General features: G+C 66.6%; 19 protein-coding genes. All 19 read left to right on the top strand.

Annotated elements, in window-relative coordinates; translation table 11 throughout:
- The first annotated feature begins 122 nt into the window (after positions 1-122).
- The 19 genes from dksA to ftsZ all read left to right on the top strand — a co-directional run bounded on the left by dksA (position 123) and on the right by ftsZ (position 23078).
- The gene (dksA, locus tag J2X92_RS26535; protein WP_370878302.1) at positions 123-1067 is read left to right on the top strand and encodes an RNA polymerase-binding protein DksA; all 945 of its coding nucleotides are present in this window, start codon (positions 123-125) and stop codon (positions 1065-1067) included.
- Between the two features lie 55 nt (positions 1068-1122).
- Positions 1123-2844 carry an STAS domain-containing protein gene (locus tag J2X92_RS26530; RefSeq protein ID WP_307580350.1) on the top strand — a complete coding sequence of 574 codons (1722 nt, stop codon included), beginning with the start codon at positions 1123-1125 and terminating at the stop codon, positions 2842-2844.
- Between the two features lie 60 nt (positions 2845-2904).
- On the top strand, positions 2905-3450 hold the full coding sequence (gene hslV / locus J2X92_RS26525; protein WP_012746058.1) for an ATP-dependent protease subunit HslV: 546 nt from the start codon (positions 2905-2907) through the stop codon (positions 3448-3450).
- Positions 3451-3452: 2 nt separating this feature from the next.
- Positions 3453-4781: an ATP-dependent protease ATPase subunit HslU gene (gene hslU, locus J2X92_RS26520; protein WP_307580347.1), complete on the top strand. Its 1329-nt coding sequence runs from the start codon at positions 3453-3455 to the stop codon at positions 4779-4781.
- Positions 4782-5050: 269 nt separating this feature from the next.
- Entirely contained in the window at positions 5051-5479 is a 429-nt protein-coding gene (gene mraZ, locus J2X92_RS26515) for a division/cell wall cluster transcriptional repressor MraZ (RefSeq protein ID WP_055801648.1), read from the top strand.
- Positions 5480-5487: 8 nt separating this feature from the next.
- Positions 5488-6411 carry a 16S rRNA (cytosine(1402)-N(4))-methyltransferase RsmH gene (gene rsmH / locus J2X92_RS26510; protein WP_055801652.1) on the top strand — a complete coding sequence of 308 codons (924 nt, stop codon included), beginning with the start codon at positions 5488-5490 and terminating at the stop codon, positions 6409-6411.
- 84 nt (positions 6412-6495) lie between these two features.
- Positions 6496-6843: a cell division protein FtsL gene (ftsL, locus tag J2X92_RS26505; RefSeq protein ID WP_307580344.1), complete on the top strand. Its 348-nt coding sequence runs from the start codon at positions 6496-6498 to the stop codon at positions 6841-6843.
- Positions 6840-8588 (top strand): peptidoglycan D,D-transpeptidase FtsI family protein, encoded by a 1749-nt coding sequence (locus J2X92_RS26500; protein WP_307580343.1) that lies wholly within the window; start codon positions 6840-6842, stop codon positions 8586-8588. Before ftsL ends, J2X92_RS26500 begins: the two co-directional genes overlap by 4 nt.
- A 2-nt stretch (positions 8589-8590) precedes the next feature.
- Positions 8591-10144: a Mur ligase family protein gene (locus tag J2X92_RS26495; RefSeq protein WP_307580341.1), complete on the top strand. Its 1554-nt coding sequence runs from the start codon at positions 8591-8593 to the stop codon at positions 10142-10144.
- Positions 10141-11586, top strand: a complete 1446-nt coding sequence (locus J2X92_RS26490) for a UDP-N-acetylmuramoyl-tripeptide--D-alanyl-D-alanine ligase (protein WP_307580339.1) — start codon at positions 10141-10143, stop codon at positions 11584-11586. Before J2X92_RS26495 ends, J2X92_RS26490 begins: the two co-directional genes overlap by 4 nt.
- A 15-nt stretch (positions 11587-11601) precedes the next feature.
- Positions 11602-12780 carry a phospho-N-acetylmuramoyl-pentapeptide-transferase gene (mraY, locus tag J2X92_RS26485; protein WP_307580426.1) on the top strand — a complete coding sequence of 393 codons (1179 nt, stop codon included), beginning with the start codon at positions 11602-11604 and terminating at the stop codon, positions 12778-12780.
- Positions 12781-12787: 7 nt separating this feature from the next.
- A complete protein-coding gene (gene murD / locus J2X92_RS26480) occupies positions 12788-14896 on the top strand; it encodes a UDP-N-acetylmuramoyl-L-alanine--D-glutamate ligase (RefSeq protein WP_307580337.1) in 2109 nt (702 codons plus the stop codon).
- A complete protein-coding gene (gene ftsW, locus J2X92_RS26475) occupies positions 14893-16191 on the top strand; it encodes a putative lipid II flippase FtsW (protein ID WP_307580335.1) in 1299 nt (432 codons plus the stop codon). The genes murD and ftsW overlap by 4 nt, the downstream gene beginning before the upstream one ends.
- Positions 16188-17252, top strand: a complete 1065-nt coding sequence (gene murG, locus J2X92_RS26470; protein WP_307580333.1) for an undecaprenyldiphospho-muramoylpentapeptide beta-N-acetylglucosaminyltransferase — start codon at positions 16188-16190, stop codon at positions 17250-17252. The genes ftsW and murG overlap by 4 nt, the downstream gene beginning before the upstream one ends.
- Positions 17249-18679: a UDP-N-acetylmuramate--L-alanine ligase gene (murC, locus tag J2X92_RS26465; protein ID WP_093021897.1), complete on the top strand. Its 1431-nt coding sequence runs from the start codon at positions 17249-17251 to the stop codon at positions 18677-18679. Before murG ends, murC begins: the two co-directional genes overlap by 4 nt.
- Complete coding sequence (locus tag J2X92_RS26460) at positions 18676-19647, top strand: D-alanine--D-alanine ligase (RefSeq protein ID WP_307580331.1); 972 nt, start codon at positions 18676-18678, stop codon at positions 19645-19647. Before murC ends, J2X92_RS26460 begins: the two co-directional genes overlap by 4 nt.
- Positions 19648-19649: 2 nt before the next feature.
- On the top strand, positions 19650-20438 hold the full coding sequence (locus J2X92_RS26455; RefSeq protein WP_307580329.1) for a cell division protein FtsQ/DivIB: 789 nt from the start codon (positions 19650-19652) through the stop codon (positions 20436-20438).
- A gap of 23 nt (positions 20439-20461) precedes the next feature.
- Positions 20462-21691: a cell division protein FtsA gene (gene ftsA, locus J2X92_RS26450; protein WP_007832444.1), complete on the top strand. Its 1230-nt coding sequence runs from the start codon at positions 20462-20464 to the stop codon at positions 21689-21691.
- Between the two features lie 169 nt (positions 21692-21860).
- Positions 21861-23078, top strand: coding sequence for a cell division protein FtsZ (gene ftsZ, locus J2X92_RS26445; protein ID WP_307580317.1), 1218 nt, complete (start codon positions 21861-21863; stop codon positions 23076-23078).
- The last annotated feature ends 46 nt before the right edge of the window (positions 23079-23124 follow it).

Genomic DNA, 23124 nt, shown 5'->3' with positions numbered 1-23124 from the left:
AAAGCTCCCTTGGGAGGAGACACCCAGTGAAAGCGCGTTCCAGTTCGTTCAAGGAGCCAGTCACCGTGAAGAAACCCGCCGCCAAGGCTACGCCAGCAACCAAGCCCGCCGCTAAAAAAGCGGTGGCTGCAAAGCCGGCTGTATCCGCGGCGAAAAAAACTTCTTCCGCTGCAAAAGCTCCGGCCACGAAACAACAAAGCGCTCCAAAGAAGCCAGCAACGCCAACGGCCAAGGCCGCCACCGTTGCAAAGCCCGTCAAGCCTGCAAAGTCCGTTGTTGCGACGCCGGTGGCATCCGCCCCCGCCAAGAGTGCAACCAAGACCGCAGTCGCGGGTCTACCGCCATCCAAAACCGTCGGCCGCACTGCTGCCGTTCTTTCTGCCCCTCCGATCCCAATGAAAAAAACGGCTGCCGCCTCTTCTTCCGCCACGGCGACACCTTCGATGCCCACTCAGACCGCTGCACCCGCCCCCGCGCGTGGTGGCCGCGTGTCCCGGCTGTCGCAGCTGACCGTGCCCTCCATGCCGCAATCGGTGGCTTCCACCGCGGCCAAGTCCTCGTTTTCGCAGGCGCCTTCCAATGCGCTGGTGCCGCCGCCTCCCGTGGCGGTGAAAAAAGACCCTAAGCTCGCCAACAACTGGAAAACCAAATCGGTTGACGAGTTGACGGACGCCGAAGTCATCGCAATGCCCGACACCGAGTACATGAATGAAAAGCAGATGGCGTTCTTCCGCCTGAAGCTGGTCGAACTCAAGCGCGGCATTCTCGAAAACGCCGGCGAAACCACCGAGCACCTGCGTGAAGACACCGTGGTGGTGCCCGATCCGGCCGACCGCGCCACCATCGAGGAAGAGCACGCACTCGAGCTGCGCACGCGCGACCGCGAGCGCAAGCTGCTGAAGAAGATCGAGCAGTCGATCCAGCGCATCGACGCGGGCGACTACGGCTACTGCGACGAAACCGGCGAACCCATCGGTGTCGGCCGCCTGCTGGCCCGTCCCACGGCCACGCTGTCGCTCGAGGCGCAGCAGCGCCGCGAACTCAAGCAGAAGATGTTTGGGGACTGATCCGGCCCTGCAAGACTACAGAAAAGAGAACCTGATCGCCTCGAAGTTTTTGTCGATGCCAAAGGAAGAGTCGGGCCGCCTGTTCTCCAAGGTGGCGAAGTTCGTCCGCAATCCGCTCAAGGATTGGTCGGAACTCAATGCGACCCCCGATTCCACGCTGCCCGCGGACCAGGCCTACAGCCGGGAAATGCTCAAGGAGATGATCGAGCGGCGCCAGCGCAACGATTTCGTTCGCCGGCGCGAGTTCGACATGCTCCGCAAGCTGCGCCAGCGTGAAGCGGCCGCCCATGCCTTCGAAGGAACGGTCACGCCGTCTTCCTTCAACCTGAACAGCACCACTGAAAAATCGGAGGGCCGCGCCCTCACGCTCAAGAAGATCGACGAGATCGAAGAGCAGATGTCCCAGCAGTGGTGGAAGGGCCGCGGCCCCAATGGCGAGGTTCTAGGCAATGCGCCCCCCGACGCCGGTGCCGAAACCCTGCCGCCGCCCGTGAGCGCGGCCGAATTGGCCACCTTGCTCGCACCGCCGGCGGGCCGCGCCGCGCCTGCGCCTTCACCCGCGGCTGTTTCTGCTCCTGTTTCTACGCCTGTGTCCGCCGCCGTTGCAGCTTCGGCTCCCACCGCCGCCGAGCCGGCCAGTGCCGAGGTCAGTGGCCCGTCGCTGCTGTCCGCGCGGCTCGCGCGAGACGGCGCACTCGAAGAAGCGGTGATCCGCTTCGCGCACGGTGACGATGCCGGTGCCGAGGCCATTCTTCTGCAGGCGCTGGCTTCGGATACGGCGGCCGTCGATAGCGAAAGCGACCACGCCACCGTCGAGCGCGACGACGCGCGTTGGCACGCCTTGTTCGACCTGTATCGCGCCACTGGCGACGCCACCCGCTTTGCCACCGCCCGCATGCGCTACGCACAGCGCATGAAGCGCATGGGCCCCGATTGGGTGCCGCTCGACGAGCTTGCGCGCAACGTGAAGACAGTGGCCGCCAGCGACTACGCCGAACTGGCGCCCGCTGGCGCCGACTGGACCAGCCCGCCACGCTTGGCGCGCGAGGGGTTGGTGAACCTCACGCGTGCGCTGTCCAAAGCCGGTTCGGTGTGGACGCTCGACTGGCGCGCGCTGACAGCCATCGAACGCGATGCCGCTGCGCCCCTGCGCGTGCTGTTCGCGCACTGGGCCGATTCGCCGGTGCAGCTGCGCTTCATCGGCGCCGCCAAGCTGCAGGCCGTGCTGGCCGAGGCCACGCCCAACAACGAGCGCAGCACCGAAGACCTCTGGTGGCAACTGCACCTGGCGGCGCTGCGCATGATGAACATGCCCGACGACTTCGAACTGGTGGCGCTCAACTACTGCATCACCTACGAAGTCTCGCCGCCCGCCTGGGCGGACCCGAAGGGTGAATGCGCCTTGCTGGCCTCCCCCGAGGGAAGCCGCTCGGGCTCCGGCTCCGTGTGGTCGCTGTTGTCGGTCAACGGCGAATCGGAGAGCTTTCCGACCACAGACAGCGGCTTTGCGGCGCTGGCCGGCGATCTGCGCGGAGAAGCGCATTCGAGCCTGCACCGGCTCGACACCGACCTGCGCAACACGACCGCACCCGTCATCTCGTGCGCTGCGCTGCTGCGCATGGACCTTGCCGCAGCCGGCACGCTGCTCGGCTGGGTGCGGGCGCGGGACGCCCAGGGCGACCGGGTCCAGTTCGTCGATGCCCATCGCCTGATTGCGGCACTGTTCGACATCGTCGGCATCGCCGACCATGCGACGGTGACCACAAGAAAGAACTAGCGCCACATTCGGTCACAGGCGTGGGGTTGCATTGCCTTGCGGCATCCCCAGATGGCTTCGATGGAACAGTTTCACGGCACCACCATCGTGAGCGTGCGCCGCAAGACCCCCCAGGGCGACCAAGTCGCCATTGGCGGGGACGGGCAGGTCACTCTCGGCAATATCGTCATCAAGGGCACGGCGCGCAAGGTGCGGCGGCTCTATCACGGCAAGGTGCTGGCTGGCTTTGCCGGCGCTACGGCCGACGCCTTTACGCTCTTCGAGCGCTTCGAGGCCAAGCTTGAAAAGCACCAGGGGCACCTGACCCGTGCCGCGGTCGAGCTCACCAAAGACTGGCGGACCGACCGCGTGCTGCGCAAGCTCGAAGCCATGCTGGCCGTGGCCGACGCCACCACCTCGCTCATCATCACCGGCAACGGCGACGTGCTGGAACCTGAAGACGGCGTGATCGCCATTGGTTCTGGCGGCGCCTACGCACAGTCGGCGGCCAAGGCGCTGATCGACAACACCGAGCTCACGGCGGAGCAGATTGTGCGCAAATCGCTCGCAATCGCCGGCGAAATCTGCATTTACACGAACATGAACCACACGGTGGAAGCGCTCTGACCATGTCCATGACCCCGCAGGAGATCGTCTCCGAGCTCGACAACCACATCGTCGGCCAGCCCGCCGCCAAGCGCGCCGTGGCCATTGCGCTGCGCAACCGCTGGCGCCGCCAGCAGGTCGAGGAAAAGCTTCGCACCGAGATCACGCCCAAAAACATTCTCATGATTGGCCCCACGGGCGTGGGCAAGACCGAAATCGCGCGCCGCCTTGCACGGCTCGCCGACGCACCTTTCATCAAGGTCGAGGCGACCAAGTTCACCGAGGTGGGCTACGTCGGCAAGGATGTCGATTCGATCATCCGCGACCTGGCCGAAATTGCCGTCAAACAGACGCGCGAAGCCGAAAGCGCCAAGGTGCGCGCCCGTGCCGAGGACGCCGCCGAAGACCGCATCCTCGACGTGCTGCTGCCCCCCGCGCGCGGCGCCGACGGCAGCACCCCGGCGCTCGACGGCCCCAACCCCACCCGGCAAGCCTTCCGCAAGAAGCTGCGCGAGCACCAGCTCGACGAGAAGGAAATCGAACTCGACCTGGCCGAGACCCGTGCCCCGCTCGAGATCATGGGCCCGGCCGGCATGGAGGAAATGACCGAGCAGCTGCGCGGCATGTTCGGCCAATTGGGCGGCGGCAAGCGCAAGACGCGCAAGCTCAAGATTGCCGAGGCCCTTCGCCTCCTCATCGACGAGGAAGCGGCCAAGCTGGTCAACGAGGACGAGATCCGCACGCAAGCCATCACCAATGCCGAGCAGAACGGCATCGTCTTCATCGACGAGATCGACAAGGTCGCCACGCGCAGCGAAGCGCAGGGCTCCGACGTGTCGCGCCAAGGCGTGCAGCGCGACCTGCTGCCGCTGGTCGAGGGCACGGCCGTGACCACCAAGTACGGCGTGGTGCGCACCGACCACATGCTCTTCATTGCGAGCGGGGCGTTCCATCTCAGCAAGCCGAGCGACCTCATTCCCGAACTGCAGGGGCGTTTTCCTATTCGCGTGGAGCTGCAGTCGCTCTCGGTGTCGGACTTTGAGAGCATCCTCACGCAGACCCGCGCGTCGCTCGTGAAGCAGTACCAGGCGCTCCTCGCCACCGAAGGCGTGACGCTCGAGTTCACGCCCGAGGGCGTCAATCGCCTGGCGGCCATTGCCTTCGAGGTGAACGAGCGCACCGAGAACATCGGTGCCCGCCGTTTGTCGACGGTGATGGAGCGTCTGCTCGATGAGGTAAGCTTCGACGCAGCGCGCATCGAAGGACAGACCATCCGCATCGATGCCGCCTACGTCGACGAGCGCCTTGCTGCACTAAGTCACGACGAAGACCTTTCGCGCTTCATCCTCTGAAGCCGCTTTGCGGCCCCTGTAACGGCGGCCGCGCTTCACGCATCACATTCACTGCGTGAGCTAAGTACTTCATTCTCAACGAAATTCGCCGGTTTCCAGGTTTGGAAATCGGCGCTAAGTCGTTGATTCCATTACAAAAAATACCACCAACGGCCAGTTGCGCTTGAAGTGTTTCCTGCTACAGTGCAAAAAAGTGCAGTTAAGTGGGAAAAAGTGCGGGTGGTGCCTCTTTCAGGTGCCGCGGTGCTCCCAACACAGGGGTTCTGGTCGTGTTTCAAGGCGCTTCATCGCTCAGTCTGGATGCCAAGGGGCGGCTCTCCGTGCCGACCCGGCATCGTGACGTCCTGAGCGCGACGGCGAACGGCCAACTCACGATCACCAAGCATCCGCACGGCTGCCTCATGGTGTTCCCGCGTCCCGAGTGGGAGAAATTTCGCGAGCGCATCGCCGCGCTCCCAATGTCGGCACAGTGGTGGAAGCGCGTGTTCCTCGGCAACGCAATGGACGTAGAGATGGACGGGACCGGCCGCATCCTGGTTTCGCCCGAATTGCGTGCGGCCACCGGTATCACGCGCGAGACATTGTTGCTGGGCATGGGCAATCATTTCGAACTCTGGGACAAGGCCAGCTACGAAGCCAAGGAGGCCGAGGCCACCCAGGGCGAGATGCCCGATGTGTTTCAGGACTTCGCGTTCTGAGGACTCGCGTGAACACTCCATGGATCCATACCACCGTGTTGCTGAACGAAGCGGTGGAAGCCCTTCTTTCAGGCAGCACGGCGGCCACGGGCACCTACGTGGATGCGACATTCGGGCGCGGCGGGCATGCGCGAGCGATTCTCGCAAGGCTGGCACCGGAAGGCAGGCTGATCGCATTCGACAAGGATGCGGAAGCGGTGGCCGAAGCAGCGCGCATCTCGGATGCGCGTTTTTCCATCCGGCACCAGGGATTCCGTTCGCTGGGCGAATTGCCCGATGCCAGCGTGGCGGGTGTGCTGATGGATCTGGGCGTGAGTTCGCCGCAAATCGACAACCCGGTGCGCGGTTTCAGTTTTCGTTTCGACGGCCCGCTCGACATGCGCATGGACACCACGCGCGGCGAGAGCGTGGCCGAATGGCTGGCAACAGCCGAACTCCAGCAGATTGCAGAGGTGATCCGTGACTATGGCGAAGAACGGTTTGCTGTTCAGATTGCAAAGGCGATTGTTGCTCGCCGACAAGAACGGGGCGCAATTTCAACCACCACCGAACTGGCCGAGCTCGTGGCTGGCACGGTCAAAACCCGCGAGCAGGGCCAGAACCCTGCAACGCGCACATTTCAGGCTTTTCGGATTTTCATCAACGCCGAGCTTGAAGAGCTGCAACAGGCGCTAGAGGCGAGCCTTTCCGTGCTGCAGCCCGGCGGCCGGCTCGCGGTAATCAGCTTCCACTCGCTGGAAGACCGCATCGTGAAGCAGTTCATCGCCAAGCATTCGAAGGAGGTGTACGACCGCCGCGCGCCGTTCGCCGCCCCGAAGGTGATGAAGCTGCGCGCGCTCGAGCGCATCAAGCCTTCGGCCGAAGAGGTGAAAGGCAACCCGCGCTCGCGCAGCGCGATCTTGCGCGTGGCAGAGCGCACCGAGGCCGTATGACACGCCCCCACGCTCATCGCTTCGCGTATCGCTCCCCCCCGAGGGGGCGCTCAGTGCCCTTCGGGCGGCCGGGCGGGCACTGACATGGCACGCCTCAACCTGCTCCTGATGCTCGCGGTGGTCGCCTCCGCGCTTTACCTCGTGCACACGCAGTACCTGTCGCGCCAGCTCTATACAGAGCTCGACCGGACGCAGCAGGAGGCACGCCGCCTCGAGCTCGACCGCGACCGCCTGCAGGTGGAGAAGCGCGCGCAGGCGACGCCGCTTCGAGTGGAAAAGCTCGCCAAGGAGCAGCTGCAGATGCGCACCACCACGCCGGCCATCACGCAGTACGTGCGGCCCGACGGTTCGGTGATTCCGGCCGTGGTGGCGCCGCCGCCCGCGCCCCCGGCCGCCGCGGCGACCAAGCCTGCCGCGAGGGTCCAGCGATGAGCCGCCGCAGCGTCCGCTACACCACCAGCCCCTTGCTCGCGAGCAAGACGCCGGTGTGGCGCAGCAAGTTCATCGTCGCGGGCATTGCCTTCGGCTTCGTCGTGCTGGCGGGCCGCGCTGCCTACGTGCAGGTCTTCAACAACAGCTTCTTCCAGCGGCAGGGCGAGGTGCGCTTTGCCCGCACCCTTGAACTGCCGGCCAACCGCGGACGCATCCTCGACCGCAACGGGCTGATCCTGGCGTCGAGCGTGGTAGCGCCGAGCATCTGGGCCATTCCGGAAGACATCGAGCGCGACGACCCCGAAGTGCGGGCCAAGCTCAAGCAGGTGGCCAAGCTGCTCGAAATGCCGCAGAAGGACTTCGACAAGAAGCTCGAGGACGAGGACAAGACTTTCGTCTGGATCAAGCGGCAGGTCGACGAGCCCATTGCCAAGCAGATTGCCGCACTCAATCTCAAGGGCATCTACCAGCGCAAGGAATACAAGCGCCAGTACCCCGAGGGAGAGGCGGCGGCGCACGTGGTGGGCTTCACCAATGTCGAGGACAACGGCCAGGAAGGCATCGAGCTGTCCTTCAACAAGGACCTGGCCGGGAAGGCCGGGTCGCGCCGCGTCATCAAGGACCGCCTGGGCCGCGTGGTCGAGGGCGTGGGCGAACAGGTGCCGCCGCTCGACGGCAAGGACATCCAGCTCAGCGTCGACAGCAAGGTGCAATTCTTCGCCTACCAGAAGCTGCGCGACGCCGTGACCGCGCGCAAGGCCAAGGCCGGCAGCGTGGTGGTCCTCGATGCGGTCACCGGCGAGGTGCTGGCGCTGGCCAACTACCCGAGCTACGTGCCCGACAAGCGCCAGAACCTCACCGGCGAGCAGCTGCGCAACCGCGCGCTCACCGACACCTTCGAGCCCGGCTCCACGATGAAGCCGATCACCGTCGGCATGGCGCTGGAAGCTGGCCGCGTGAAGCCATCCACCCTGATCGAAACCGGCCCCGGCCGCTTCCAGATTGGCGGCTTCACCATCAGCGACACCCACAACTACGGCACGCTGACGGTCGAGGGCGTGATCCAGAAGTCGAGCAACGTGGGCGCGCTCAAGATCGCGCAGAAGATGACCCCGCACGAGATGTGGGACACCTACACCGCCCTCGGCTACGGCCAGAAACCGCAAATCCAGTTCCCCGGTGCCGTGAGCGGCCGGCTGCGTCCCTGGAAGACCTGGAAGCCGGTGGAGCAGGCCACCATGGCCTACGGCTACGGCCTGTCGGCATCCCTGTTTCAAATGGCGCATTCGTACACAGCGTTTGCGCACGACGGCGCCATCATTCCCGTCACCATTCTCAAGAACGCCGAGCCGCCAGCCGGCGTGCAGGTGTTCTCGGCCGCGAATGCGCTGGCGGTGCGCAAGATGCTGCAGATGGCCGCCGGGCCGGGCGGCACCGGCACGCGCGCGCAGACCATCGGCTACTCGGTCGGCGGCAAGTCGGGCACGGCGCACAAGCAAGTTGGCAAGGGCTACGCGAGCAACAAGTACCGGGCCTGGTTCACCGGCATGGCACCGATCGAGAAGCCGCGGATCATCGTGGCCGTGATGATCGACGAGCCGAGCGACGGCCAGTATTTCGGCGGCGTGGCCGCCGCGCCCGTTTTCAGCGAAGTCGTGCAGCAGACCCTGCGCATGATGAACGTTCCGCCTGATCTGGCGGTCAAACCTCTGGTGATGACGCAAGGCGTCGACGAGAGCTTCTGAGCATGCTGACACTCACTTCCCCCCAACTCGCCGCGCTCTGGCTCAAGGAGCGCGTGCAGGGTGCGCTGCATGCGGACAGCCGGCCGGTGGGCGCCGGCGACGGCTTCATCGCGTGGCCCGGTGCCGCGACCGACGGCCGCAAGCACGTGGCCTCCGCGCTGGCGCAGGGCGCCGCGGCCTGCCTGGTCGAGCACGACGGCGTCGAGGCTTTCGAATTTCAGGGCGACGATCGCATCGCCAGCTACCCCGGCCTCAAGGCGGCGACGGGCCCGATTGCCTCGGCCTTCTACGACGACCCCTCGGCCGCGCTCGAACTGCTGGCCGTGACCGGCACCAACGGCAAGACCTCCACCGCCTGGTGGCTCGCCGAATCGCTTTCCACGCTGGCCGTACCCGGCGGCGTCCGCGCGCTGCGGCCCGACGGGTCCACCGAACACGTCGTGCCGTCGCCCTGCGCGGTCATGGGCACGCTGGGCATCGGCGTGCCGCCGGAGCTCACCTACACCGGCCTCACTACGCCCGACCCGGTGATGATGCAGCGCGAGCTGCGCGCCTTGGTCGAGCGCGGCTTCGGTGCCTGCGCCATCGAGGCCTCGTCGATCGGCATCGCCGAACGCCGGCTCGACGGCGCGCGCATCGCTGTGGCCGTGTTCACCAATTTCACGCAGGACCACCTCGACTACCACGGCAGCATGGAAGCCTACTGGCAAGCCAAGGCCGAGCTGTTCCGCTGGCCCGGCCAGCGGGCCGCGGTGATCAACATCGACGACGTGCACGGCGCCAGCCTGTGCGCGAACCTCATTGAAGGCGGCATCGGCGCACTCGACGTGTGGACCGTCTCGGCCGCTGGCAGCCCGGCGCGGCTGATGGCGCGGGACGTCGGCTATGGCGCGCAGGGCCTGCAGTTCTCCGTGGCCGAACACGGCATCCCTGGCGTCGAGCGCATCTCGACCAGCCTGATCGGACAGTACAACGTGGCCAACCTGCTGGGCGTGCTCGGCACACTGCGGGCGCTGGGACTTTCGCTGGCGCGCGCCGTGGCGGCCTGTGCCAATCTCACCAGCGTGCCGGGCCGCATGGAGCGCGTGGGCACCGGCATCGGTATGCCGCTGGCGGTGGTCGACTACGCCCACACCCCCGACGCGATCGACAAGGCGCTGGCGGGCCTGCGTCCCCTGGCGCGGCAGCGTGGCGGCGCGCTCTGGTGCCTGTTCGGCTGCGGCGGTGACCGCGACCCGATCAAGCGCCCGATGATGGCTGCCGTGGCCGAGCGCCAGTCCGATCGCATCATTGTGACAAGCGACAACCCGCGCAGCGAGAACCCCGACGCGATCATCAGCCAAGTGCTGCTCGGCCTCTCGCGGCCGGAGGCGGCGCAGGTGCAGCCCGACCGCGGCGCGGCCATCGGCGACGCCATTGCGCAGGCTGCGCCCGAAGACATCGTGCTCATCGCCGGCAAGGGCCATGAAGCCTGGCAGGAAATTGCAGGCCAGCGCATCCCGTTCTCCGACCGAACCCATGCGCTCGAGGCGCTCGCGAAGCGGGGTGGCGCATGAGCGAGTCGACGCCACTCACGCTCACGCTGGCCCAGGTGCAGCAGTGGATTCCCGGCGCGCGACTGGTGGGCGAGCCCACCACGCTCATCACCCGCGTCCATACCGATACCCGCACGCTCGCCAACGGCGACCTGTTTGTGGCGCTCAAGGGCGAACGCTTCGACGCCAACGAGTTCCTGGCCGACGCCAAGGCGCGCGGCGCGGTGGCGGCCATTGCGCACCACGGCTTGCAGGAAGCGGGCCTTGCGGGGCTCGAAGTGCCCGACTCGCTGGCCGCGCTCGGCGCGTTGGCGGCCGGCTGGCGCGCGCAGTTCGATCTGCCGCTGATCGCGGTCACGGGCAGCAACGGCAAGACCACCGTCACGCAGATGATCGCGGCCATTCTGGTTGCGTTCCGGGCCGACCGCGCACTGGCGACCGCCGGCAACTTCAACAACGAGATAGGCGTTCCGCTCACCCTGCTGCGCCTGCGTGCCAAGCACCAGCATGCGGTGGTCGAGCTGGGCATGAACCACCCTGGCGAGATTGCCCGGCTGGCCGCCATTGCATGCCCGACCATTGCGCTGGTCAACAACGCGCAGCGCGAGCACCTGGAGTTCATGGACACCGTGGAGGCGGTGGCGCGCGAGAACGGCGCGGTGTTCGCCTCGCTGCCCGAGGACGGCACGGCCGTGTTCCCACACGGCGACGTTTTCACTTCGCTGTGGAACGACATGGCCCATTCCGGCGCGATGCGCCGCTGCATGACCTTCGGCGAGCAGGAAGACGCCGACATTTCGCTGGTCCGGGCCGAATGGCAGCAGGGCGCGTGGCAGGTCCGCATCCGCACGCCGCTGGGCGACTTCGATGCGCGCCTGCACATCGCGGGCCGGCACAACGTCGTCAATGCATTGGCGGCCACCGCGTGCGCGCTCGCAGCGGGCGTATCGATCGAAACCATCGGCGCGGGCCTCACGGCTTTCGAGCCGGTGAAAGGCCGCTCGAAGGCGAGCGAGGTGGTGCTGGCGGGCGGGCATGCGCTCACGCTGGTGGACGACAGCTACAACGCCAACCCCGATTCCGTGCGCGCCGCCATCGACGTGCTCGCGGCCTTGCCCGGCCCGCGCCTGCTGGTGCTCGGCGACATGGGCGAGGTCGGCAATCGCGGGCCCGAATTCCATGCCGAGGTCGGCGACTGGGCGCGCCAACGCGGCATCGAAACCCTGTACGGCCTGGGCAGCGAAACCGCGCACGGCGTGGCAGCTTTCAACGGCGCCAATCAAGGCGGCGGCAGCGGCCGCCATTTCGACAATGTGGACGCGCTCGACGCCGCCGTGCTGGCGCGGCTGCCGCAGGTTGCCAGCGTGCTGGTCAAGGGATCGCGCTTCATGAAGATGGAGCGGGTGGTGCAAGCCATCGAGCAATCACGACAACAACAAAAGGAGGCCGGTCATGACGCATGAGCCGTGCAAGACGACATGCTGATGAGCCTGGCCCAATGGCTGCAAACACTTTCGCCCGAATTCGGGTTCCTGCGCGTTTTTCAGTACCTCACGTTCCGTGCGCTGATGGCCGCTCTCACTGCGCTGGTGGTCGGCCTGGTGGCCGGTCCCTACGTGATCCGCCGTCTGGCTGCGCTCAAGATCGGTCAGCCGGTGCGCGGCTACGGCATGGAAACGCATCTGACCAAGAGCGGCACGCCCACCATGGGCGGCGTGCTGGTGCTGTTTGCCATCGCGCTCGCAACCGTGCTGTGGTTCGACGCTTCGAACCGCTTCGTGTGGATCGTGCTGTGGGTGACGCTGGGCTTCGGCGCCATTGGCTGGGTCGACGACTGGCGCAAGGTGGTGCGCAAGGACCCGGAAGGCATGCGCTCGCGCGAGAAGTATTTCTGGCAGTCGGTGGTCGGGCTGATCGCTGGCTTCTACCTGCTCTTCAGTATTTCGGAAAGCTCGAACTGGCGTGTGCTGCAGCTGTTCTTCGCCTGGGTGCAGTCGGGCTTCGATCTCGACTTTCCGCCCAAGATCAACCTGCTGGTGCCTTTCTTCAAGGAAGTGAGCTATCCGCTCGGCGGCATCGGCTTCGTGATCCTGACCTACCTCGTGATCGTCGGCGCGAGCAATGCCGTCAACCTGACCGACGGCCTGGATGGCCTGGCGATCATGCCGGTGGTGATGGTGGGCTCGGCGCTGGGCGTGTTCGCCTACGTTACGGGCAGTGCCGTGTATTCCAAGTACCTGCTCTTCCCCAACATCCCGGGCTCGGGCGAACTGCTGGTGTTCTGCTCGGCCATGGCGGGCGCGGGCCTGGCCTTTCTCTGGTTCAACACCCATCCGGCGCAGGTCTTCATGGGCGACGTGGGCGCGCTCGCGCTGGGCGGCGCGCTGGGCACCATCGCGGTCATCGTGCGCCAGGAGATCGTGTTCTTCATCATGGGCGGCATCTTCGTGGTCGAGGCGATCTCGGTGATGGCGCAGGTCATGTACTTCAAGTACACCAAGAAGCGCTACGGCGAAGGCCGCCGCGTGCTCAAGATGGCACCGCTGCACCACCACTTCGAGAAAAGCGGATGGCGCGAGACGCAGGTCGTGGTGCGCTTTTGGATCATCACGATGCTGCTGTGCCTCGTGGGCCTTTCAACGCTGAAGCTGCGGTAACAGGCACATGCGGCATCTGAAAGACCTCCCCGTCCTCGTCCTCGGCCTTGGTGCGTCCGGGCTGGCGATGGCGCGCTGGTGCGCACGCCACGGCGCGCAGGTGACCGTGGCCGACACGCGTGAGGCGCCCCCGGCCCTTGCCACGCTGCAAGCCGAGCTGCCCGAGGTCGCCTTCATCGGCGGTCCGTTCTCGGCCGCGCTGATCGAAGGCACACCGATCCGTGCGGTGTACCGCTCGCCCGGCCTTTCGCCCGCGACCATCGCGCCGGTCGTCGATGCGGCACGGGCCGTGGGCTTGGCGGTCGGCGGCGAACTCGATCTCTTCGCGCATGCGCTGCGCGACTTGCAGACCGTCGAGCTGCCTGTGGTGGACGTGGAGCCGGAGGCAGAAGCCCCGGCCGTTGCGGAGGCTGTGGAGCCACAGGCCGAGTTGGACCTGGAGATCGAAGCTGCTGCTGAATCCGCGCCGGTCCAGAGTGATCAAGCTGAAGCCGGCGTGCCGGACGAATCGTCCGAATCGACGGAAGCTGCCGTGCCGGCCTCCGCGATCGAAGCAACCGAAACGGTCGAAGCGCCGCCAACGGCCGAACCGACCGCAGCCGAGCCTGCGCCCACCGCCATGGCAGAAGCTGTGCCGCGCGATCCTTCGTTGAGCGTTCCTGTGGCGCAGCCTGCGGAAGAAGCATCGGAGGCACAGGCGCCAGCAAATCCTGCAGCCGCAGAGCCCGCGCCCGCCACCGTTTCACGGCTGCCGAGCACCGGCAAGCCCTACGTCCCTACCGCGGCCAGGGAAGCGGCCGAGTTCGTCGCCAAGATTGCCGAGTTCGCGGCCTCCAACCCAGCCTCCGCGGCCGTCGAGGAAGAGCCCACGCCCCAGCTCCCGCTGGTGCCGATCGAGGAACCCCCAGCACCGAAGGGCTACACCCCCGCGGTGCTCGCCGTCACGGGCACCAATGGCAAGACCACCGTCACCTCGCTGACCGGTCAGCTGGTCGAGCGCGCGGGCAAGAGCGTGGCCGTGGCGGGGAACATCGGCCCCACGCTGCTCGATACGCTGGCCGCGCACATCGACGCCCAGACGCTTCCGGATGTCTGGGTGCTCGAACTCTCGAGCTTCCAGCTCGACGGCGTGCAGGGCTTCGAGCCGACCGCCGCGACGGTGCTCAACCTCACGCAGGACCATCTCGACTGGCATGGCGACATGCCGTCGTACGCATCGGCCAAGTCGCGCATCTTCGGCTCGAAGGGCCTCATGGTGCTCAACCGCGACGACTCAGGCGTGATGGCGATGTTGCCTGCGCCCATCAAGGTGAAGCTGCAGCGCCCGCAGATCCGCACCCACGTCACCTTCGGCAGCGCGATGCCACTGCGTCCTGGTGACTATGGCATCGAGCGTGTCAACGGCATGACCTGGCTGGTGCGCGCGCTGGAAGCCGACGAGACGCAGAAGCGCAAGCGCGGCGCCGTGGTCGAAGAGGAGATCTTCCTGCAGCGCCTGTTGCCCGCCGATGCGCTGCGCATCCGCGGACGCCACAACGCCATGAACGCATTGGCGGCGCTCGCGCTGGCCTGCGCCGCCGATTGCCCGCTCGGCCCGATGCTCTACGGCCTGCGCGAATACCGCGGCGAGCCGCATCGCGTCGAGCCGATCGCGCTGGTGGACGATGTCGAATACTTCGATGACAGCAAGGGCACCAACGTGGGCGCCACGGTGGCCGCATTGAGCGGCCTTGGCGAAGACCGCCGGGTGGTCGTCATCCTCGGCGGGGAAGGCAAGGGGCAAGATTTCGCGCCGCTCGCCGAGCCCGTGCACCGCTGCGCGCGCGCCGTGGTGCTCATCGGCCGCGATGCACCGCTGATCGAACAGGCCCTGGCCGCCACCGGCGTCTCGCTGATGCATGCCGGCTCGATGGAAGAGGCCGTCAAGCTCGCGGCCACGCGCGCCAACCCCGGCGATGCCGTGCTGCTGTCACCGGCCTGTGCGAGCTTCGACATGTTCAAGGACTACGAACATCGCGCGGCGGTGTTCCGCGAGGCCGTGCAAGCGCTTGCGGACGAGCCGCGCGAAGCGGCCTCGTCCAACGAGGCCGACTTTTCTTCGGGAGACCCGGTTTGAACACTGCAGCCGCCGGCGCCACGCCCAACGCAAAGACCAGTCGCTTCGGTGGCTGGTTCAAGCGCGCGCGCAGCGGCATCGATTCGCTGCCCGTGCATCTGCCGGTGCGGCTGGGCGGCGCGGGCATCACGCAGACCAAGGCCGCGCCGATGCGCGTGCTGGGCTTCGACCAGGCGCTGGTGTGGGTCACCGTCGCGCTCCTCACCTGGGGCCTCGTCATGGTGTATTCGGCCTCGATCGCGCTGCCCGACAACCCGCGCTTCGCGCGTGCCGGCTACAGCGCCTCGTTCTTCCTCACTCGGCATGCGGCCTCGGTGGTGTTCGCGTTCATCGCGGCGCTGCTCGCCTTCCAGATCCCGATGAAGACATGGGAGCGCGCCGCGCCCTGGCTCTTCGTCGCCTCGCTGCTGCTCTTGGTGGCGGTGCTCATTCCGCACGTCGGCGTCAACGTGAATGGTGCGCGGCGCTGGCTGCCGCTCGGTTTCATGCGCTTCCAGCCGTCGGAACTGGCCAAGCTCGCGATGGTGCTCTACGCCGCCAGCTACATGGTGCGCAAGATGGAGATCAAGGAGCGCTTCTTCCGCGCCGTGCTGCCGATGGGCATCGCAGTGGTGGTGGTGGGCATGCTGGTGATGGCCGAGCCCGACATGGGCGCCTTCATGGTGATTGCCGTGATCGCCATGGGCATCTTGTTCCTGGGCGGCGTGAACGCGCGCATGTTCTTCGTGATTGCCGCGCTGGTGGTGGTGGCCTTCGGCACCATCGTCGCGACCAGCCCATGGCGGCGCGAGCGCATCTTTGCGTATCTCGATCCGTGGAGCGAAGAGCATGCGCTGGGCAAGGGCTACCAGCTCTCGCACTCGCTGATTGCCATCGGCCGCGGCGAGATCTTCGGCGTGGGCCTGGGCGGCAGTGTCGAGAAGCTGCACTGGCTGCCCGAGGCGCACACCGACTTCCTGCTGGCCGTGATCGGCGAAGAGTTCGGCCTTGTCGGCGTGCTGCTGATCATCGGCATGTTCCTCTGGCTGACCCGCCGCATCATGCACATCGGCCGCCAGGCGATTGCGCTCGACCGCGTGTTCTCGGGGCTCGTGGCTCAGGGCGTGGGCGTGTGGATCGGTTTCCAGGCTTTCATCAACATGGGCGTGAACCTTGGCGCACTGCCGACCAAGGGGCTGACCTTGCCGCTGATGAGCTTCGGCGGTTCGGCCATCCTGATGAACCTGGTGGCGCTCGCTGTGGTGCTGCGGATCGACTATGAGAACCGCGTGCTCATGCGCGGAGGCCGCGTATGACCGGGCGCACCGCACTCGTCATGGCCGGCGGCACGGGCGGCCACATCTTTCCGGGGCTCGCGGTCGCCGAGGCGCTGCGCGAACGCGGCTGGCGCGTGCACTGGCTGGGCGCGCCCGGCAGCATGGAAGAAAAGCTGGTGCCGCCGCGCGGCTTCGCGTTCGAGCCGGTCCAGTTCGGCGGCGTGCGCGGCAAGGGTCCGCTCACGCTGTTCCTGCTTCCGCTGCGCCTCTTGCGCGCCTTCTGGCAGAGCATGGGCGTGGTGCGCCGCGTCAAGCCCGACGTGGTGGTGGGCCTGGGCGGCTACATCACCTTTCCGGGCGGGATGATGGGCGTGCTGCTCAACAAGCCGCTGGTGCTGCACGAGCAGAACTCGGTGGCCGGGCTTGCCAACAAGGTGCTGGCGGGCGTGGCCGATCGCGTGTTCACGGCCTTCCCCAACGTGCTCAAGAAGGCGCAGTGGGTGGGCAATCCACTGCGCACGGCGTTCACCTCGCAACCCGATCCGGCGGTGCGTTTTGCGGGCCGCAGCGGCCCGCTCCGGCTGCTGGTGGTCGGCGGCAGCCTCGGTGCCAAGGCGCTCAACGCCGTCGTGCCGCAGGCGCTCGCGCGCATCTCACCCGATACGCGACCACAGGTGCTGCACCAGAGCGGCGCCAAGCAGATCGACGAGCTGCGCGCCAATTACGCGGCGGCCGGCGTCGAGGGCGAGCTCACGCCGTTCATCGAAGACACCGCGCAGGCCTACGCCGACGCCGACATCATCGTCGCGCGCGCCGGGGCCAGCACCGTCACAGAAATCGCGGCCGTCGGCGCAGCAGCGCTGTTCGTGCCTTTTCCATCGGCGGTCGACGACCACCAGACCACCAACGCGCGCTTCCTCGTCGACGCGGGCGGCGGCTGGCTGGTGCAGCAGACCGACCTCACACCTGAATTGCTGGCTGACTTGCTACAGAAAACCGAGCGCACCGCGCTGATCGAACGGGCCACCAAGGCCAAAACCATGCAGAAGACCGAAGCGGTCGAGGCCGTCGTCCGCGCCTGCGAGGAGCTTGCCAAATGAAGCACGCGATTCGTCATATTCACTTCGTCGGCATCGGCGGCTCGGGCATGAGCGGCATTGCCGAGGTCCTGTTCAACCTCGGCTACCGCATCACCGGCTCCGACCTGGCCGACAGCGCGACGCTGCGCCGGCTTGCCGGCCTGGGCATCGGCACCTTCGTGGGCCATGCGGCGGCGCACATCGACGGCGCGGATGCGGTCGTCACGTCCACCGCCGTGCAGTCGGACAACCCCGAAGTGCTGGCTGCGCGCGAGAAGCGCATTCCAGTGGTGCCGCGCGCCATGATGCTGGCCGAGCTGATGCGCCTGAAGCAGGGCATCGCGATTGCGGGCACGCACGGCAAGACCACCACCACGAGCCTCGTGGCCAGCGTGCTCGACGCCGCCGGGCTCGATCCGACCTTCGTCATCGGTGGGCGGCTCAACAGCGCCGGCGCCAATGCGCAACTGGGCAGCGGCGACTACATCGTGGTGGAGGCCGACGAATCGGACGCCTCGTTCCTGAACCTGCTGCCCGTCATGGCGGTGGTCACGAACATCGATGCCGACCACATGGAAACCTACGGGCACGATTTCGAAAAGCTCAAGAAAGCCTTCGTCGATTTCCTGCACCGCATGCCGTTCTATGGCGTGGCCATCTTGTGCACCGACGATCCCGCGGTGCGCGACATCATGGGCCACGTCACCTGCCCGGTCACCAGCTACGGCTTCGACGAAGGCGCCCAGGTACGCGCGGTCGACGTTCGTGCCGTGGGCGGGCAGATGCATTTCACGGCGCAGCGGCGCAACGGCGTCACGCTGCCCGACTTGCCCATCGTGCTGAACCTGCCGGGCGAGCACAACGTGCGCAATGCGCTGTCGGTGATCGCCGTGGCGGTGGAGCTGGGCGTTCCCGACGAGGCAGTGCAGCGCGGGCTGGCCGGCTTCAAGGGCGTGGGCCGCCGCTTCCAGAGCTATGGCGAGGTGGCGGTGCAGGGGGCTCAGCCCGGCAGCTTCACCGTGATCGACGACTACGGCCATCACCCGGTGGAAATGGCCGCGACCATCGCCGCCGCGCGCGGCGCGTTCCCAGGACGCCGGCTGGTGCTGGCTTTCCAGCCGCACCGCTACACCCGAACGCGCGACTGCTTCGAGGACTTCGTCAAGGTCATCGGCAATGCCGACGCGGTGCTGCTGGGCGAGGTGTACGCCGCCGGCGAGCCGCCCATCGTGGCCGCCAACGGCCGCACGCTGGCGCGCGCACTGCGCGTGGCCGGCAAGGTGGAGCCGGTGTTCGTCGACGACATCAACGCGATGCCGCAAGCCATTCTGGACAACGCGCGCGACGGCGACGTGGTGCTTTGCATGGGCGCCGGCTCCATTGGTGCGGTGCCGGGCAGGGTCGTTGAAATTGCGGCCGCGGCGAGCGGCGCGGGGGTTACGCCATGAGCCTTCAGGATCCAAAACTTTTCGGCAAGGTGGCCGTGCTGTTCGGTGGAAGCTCCGCCGAACGCGAAATCTCCATCATGTCCGGCACGGGCGTGCTCGAGGCGCTGCGTTCGCGCGGCGTTGATGCGCATGCCTTCGATCCGTCGGAGCGCGACTTGGTCGAGCTTCGGCGCGACGGCTTCGCGCGCTGCTTCATCGCCCTGCATGGGCGGCATGGCGAGGACGGCACGGTGCAGGGCGCGCTCGAACTGCTGGGCATTCCCTACACCGGCTCGGGCGTGATGGCGTCGAGCGTGGCGATGGACAAGGTCATGACCAAGCGCATCTGGCAGGCCGACGGCTTGCCGACGCCCAAGTACGTGCGCCTGGCTTTCGACCAGCAGAGCCGCGAGCAGGTGAGGGCGGTGCCCGACGTGCTGGGCCTCCCTCTGATCGTGAAGCCGCCGCGCGAGGGTTCGTCGATCGGCGTGACCAAGGTCGAGGGCTACTCGCAGATGCAGGACGCGGTGGCGCTTTCGGCCAAGTACGACGCCGACGTGCTGTGCGAGGAATTCATCGAAGGCGAGGAAGTGACCTGCGCCGTGCTCGGCCAGGGGCTCGAAGCGCGCGCGCTGCCCGTGGTGCGCATCGCCGCGCCCCAAGGTGCCTACGACTACCAGAACAAGTACTTCACCGACGACGTGAAGTACCAATGCCCGAGCGGTTTGCCCGAAGCCGAGGAGCATGAGATCCAGCGCATCACCCTGGCTGCGTACCACACGCTCGGCTGCCGCGGCTGGGGCCGCGCCGACGTGATGATCCGCGCCAGCGACCGCAAGCCCTTCCTGCTCGAGATGAACACCTCGCCCGGCATGACCGGCCATTCGCTGGTGCCGATGTCGGCGCGCGCGGCGGGCATTGCCTACGAAGACTTGTGCCTGAGCGTGCTGGCCTCGGCTTCGCTGGATGCCACGGGGGGAGCGCAATAGCCATGGCCGAAAGCATTCCAGTGCCCTTTGACGTCAAGCTGATGAACATCGTCTCGAACCTGGCGTTCGTGGTGGTGGCGCTCATGCTGCTGGCGGCAGGCGCATGGTGGGTGCTGCGCCAGCCTTTCTTTCCGATAGGCGGTATCAAGGTCGACGGCGACGTGACGCACAACAACGCCGTGACGCTGCGCGCCAATGTTGCGCCGCAACTGGCCGGCAACTTCTTCACGGTCGACTTGGCGCGTGCGCGCACGGCCTTCGAGTCGGTGCCGTGGGTGCGCAAGGCGGTGGTGCGGCGCGAGTTTCCGAACAAGCTGCGCGTCACGCTGACCGAACAGGTGCCCGTAGCCACCTGGGGCGACGAGGCCGGCTCCAAGCTGATCAACGGCTTTGGCGAGGTGTTCGACGCCAACGTGGCCGAAATCGACGACCGGCTGCCGCGCCTCGACGGTCCCATTGAGCAGGCCGGGCAGGTGCTGGGCATGTACCGCGTACTGGCGCCGATCTTCCAGCCCTACGACTTCGGCGTGGAAGAGCTCACGCTGTCGAGCCGGGGCAGCTGGAAAGTCGAGCTCGACACCGGTGCCGAGATCGAGCTTGGCCGAGGCCAGCCCGAAGAGGTGGCGGCCCGCGCGCAGCGTTTCCTGAAAACCGTGACCCAGGTCGCGGGCCAATACCACCGCACCGCGGCGGACGTCGAAGGGGCCGACCTGCGCCACAACGACGCCTATGCGCTGCGTCTTCGCGGCGTCACCACGGTCGTGACCGAGCCTAAGGCCAAGAAGAAATAAATAGCGAATACCGAGGACATTCAATGCCCAAAGAATACAAAGACCTGGTTGTCGGACTCGACATCGGCACTGCCAAGGTGATGGTCGTGGTGGCCGAGGTGCTGCCCGGCGGCGAACTCAAGCTGGCCGGGCTCGGCATTGCTCCGAGCAACGGCCTGAAGCGCGGCGTGGTGGTGAACATCGACGCCACGGTTCAGAGCATCCAGCAAGCCTTGAAGGAGGCCGAGCTGATGGCCGACTGCAAGATCAGCCGCGTCTACACGGGCATTACCGGCAGCCACATCCGCGGCATCAACTCGAGCGGCATGGTGGCGGTGAAGGACAAGGAAGTCACGCCGGCCGACGTGGCCCGCGTGGTGGAAACCGCGCGCGCCATCAACATCTCGAGCGACCAGCGCTTGCTGCTGGTGGAGCCGCAGGAGTTCGTGATCGACGGCCAGGACGTGAAGGAGCCGATCGGCATGAGCGGCATGCGGCTGGAGGCCAAGGTGCACATCGTGACCGGTGCGCAGAGCGCGGCCGAGAACATCATCAAGTGCGTGCGCCGCTGCGGGCTGGAGGTCGATCAGCTGATGCTCAACCCGCTGGCTTCCAGCCAGGCGGTGCTCACCGAAGACGAGCGCGAGCTTGGCGTGGTGCTGGTCGACATCGGCGCGGGCACCACCGACGTGGCCATCTTCACCAACGGTGCGATCCGCCACACGGCCGTGATCCCGATCGCGGGCGACCTGATCACCAGCGACATTGCGATGGCGCTGCGCACGCCCACCAAGGACGCGGAGGACATCAAGGTCGAGAACGGCTATGCCAAGCAGCTGCTGGCCGACCCCGACACGCAGGTGGAAGTGCCCGGCCTCGGCGACCGCGGCCCGCGCATGCTGAGCAAGCAGGCGCTCGCGGGCGTGATCGAGCCGCGCATCGAAGAGATCTTTTCGCTGGTGCAGCAGGTGGTGCGCGAGTCGGGCTACGAAGAGGTGCTGTCCTCGGGCGTGGTGCTCACAGGCGGCAGTGCCGTGATGCCCGGCATGGTCGAACTCGGCGAGGACATCTTCCTGAAGCCGGTGCGGCGAGGTATTCCGAAGTATTCGAGCGCGCTCTCCGACATGGTGGCGCAGCCGCGCGCGGCCACCGTGATGGGCTTGCTCGAAGAAGCACGCTTCGCACGCATGCGCGGCTTCAAGGTCGCGCAGAAGAACGGATCCGTAAAGACTGCGTTCGGACGTTTCAAGGACTTCATCGTGGGGAACTTCTAACCATGAATCACTCCCCACTCTGGCTCGCACGCGGCGGTCCGCCCTTGCATTTCAACGAGCGATGGCGGCGCACAGGTCCACCACCGCGACGACAGCCTCGTTGAACTCGTCAAGACACTAAAAAGATTCACAGATACACAACGGCAACTGCAAATTCAAGGAGTTAGTAATGACCATCGAAATGATCGAAGTCGAAGAATTCAATCAAGGCACTCAGATCAAGGTGATCGGAGTCGGCGGCGGCGGCGGCAATGCCGTCGCGCACATGATGGAGCGTGGCGTGCAGGGTGTGCAGTTCGTTTGCGCCAATACCGACGCGCAGGCGCTCCAGCGCAGCAATGCCCACAAGATCATCCAGCTTGGCACCAGCGGCCTCGGCGCGGGCAGCAAGCCCGACAAGGGTCGTGACGCAGCCGAGGCCGCGGTGGACGACATCCGCGCCGCCATCGACGGCGCGCACATGCTGTTCATCACCGCCGGCATGGGCGGCGGCACCGGCACCGGCGCCGCACCCGTGATTGCGCGCGTTGCCAAGGAGATGGGCATCCTCACCGTGGGCGTGGTGACCAAGCCCTTCGACTGGGAAGGCGGCCGCCGCATGACCAACGCCGACAACGGCCTGGCCGAACTCGAGGCGAATGTCGATTCGCTGATCGTGGTGCTCAACGAGAAGCTGCTCGACGTGCTGGGCGAAGACATCACCCAGGACGAAGCCTTCGCACATGCGAACGACGTGCTCAAGAACGCAGTGGGCGGCATCTCGGAAATCATCAACGAGTACGGCGGCGTGAACGTCGACTTCGAAGACGTGCGCACCGTGATGGGCGAGCCCGGCAAGGCCATGATGGGCACGGCCGCCGCCGCCGGCCCGGACCGTGCGCGCATCGCCGCCGAACAGGCCGTGGCCTGCCCGCTGCTCGAAGGCATCGACCTCTCGGGCGCCAAGGGCGTGCTGGTGCTGGTGACCGCCTCGAAGGGTTCGCTGAAGCTGAACGAGTCGAAGCTGGCGATGAACACCATCCGCGCCTATGCCTCGCCCGACGCGCACGTGATCTACGGCGCCGCCTACGACGAAAGCCTGGGCGACCAGATGCGCGTGACGGTGGTCGCCACCGGCCTCTCGCGCGCCGATGCGCGCCGCCAGGCACCGACGCTCGAAGTGATCCGTACCGGCACCGACAACATCCCGTTCAACGTGCCGACGCTTGGCACGGGCCATGCAGGCCACGGCGGCCACAGCGTGAGCCAGCCGAACTACGACGGCATGGCGGTGCCCAGCGTGTGGCGCACCAACCGCACGATGGCTGCCGCCAAGGTAGACGCGCTGTCTTCGGGCGGCATGGACGACTTCGAGATTCCCGCATTCCTGCGCCGTCAAGCTGATTGACGCCAGGCCACCGAACGCAGAGGGCACGAAGGTTCGCAAGGGGTAC

The sequence above is a fragment of the Variovorax paradoxus genome (assembly GCF_030811855.1).
Taxonomy (GTDB): Bacteria; Pseudomonadota; Gammaproteobacteria; order Burkholderiales; family Burkholderiaceae_C; genus Variovorax; species Variovorax paradoxus_L.
The sequence above is the reverse complement of the archived record's forward strand: the minus strand, read 5'-3'. Positions and strand labels throughout refer to the sequence as shown.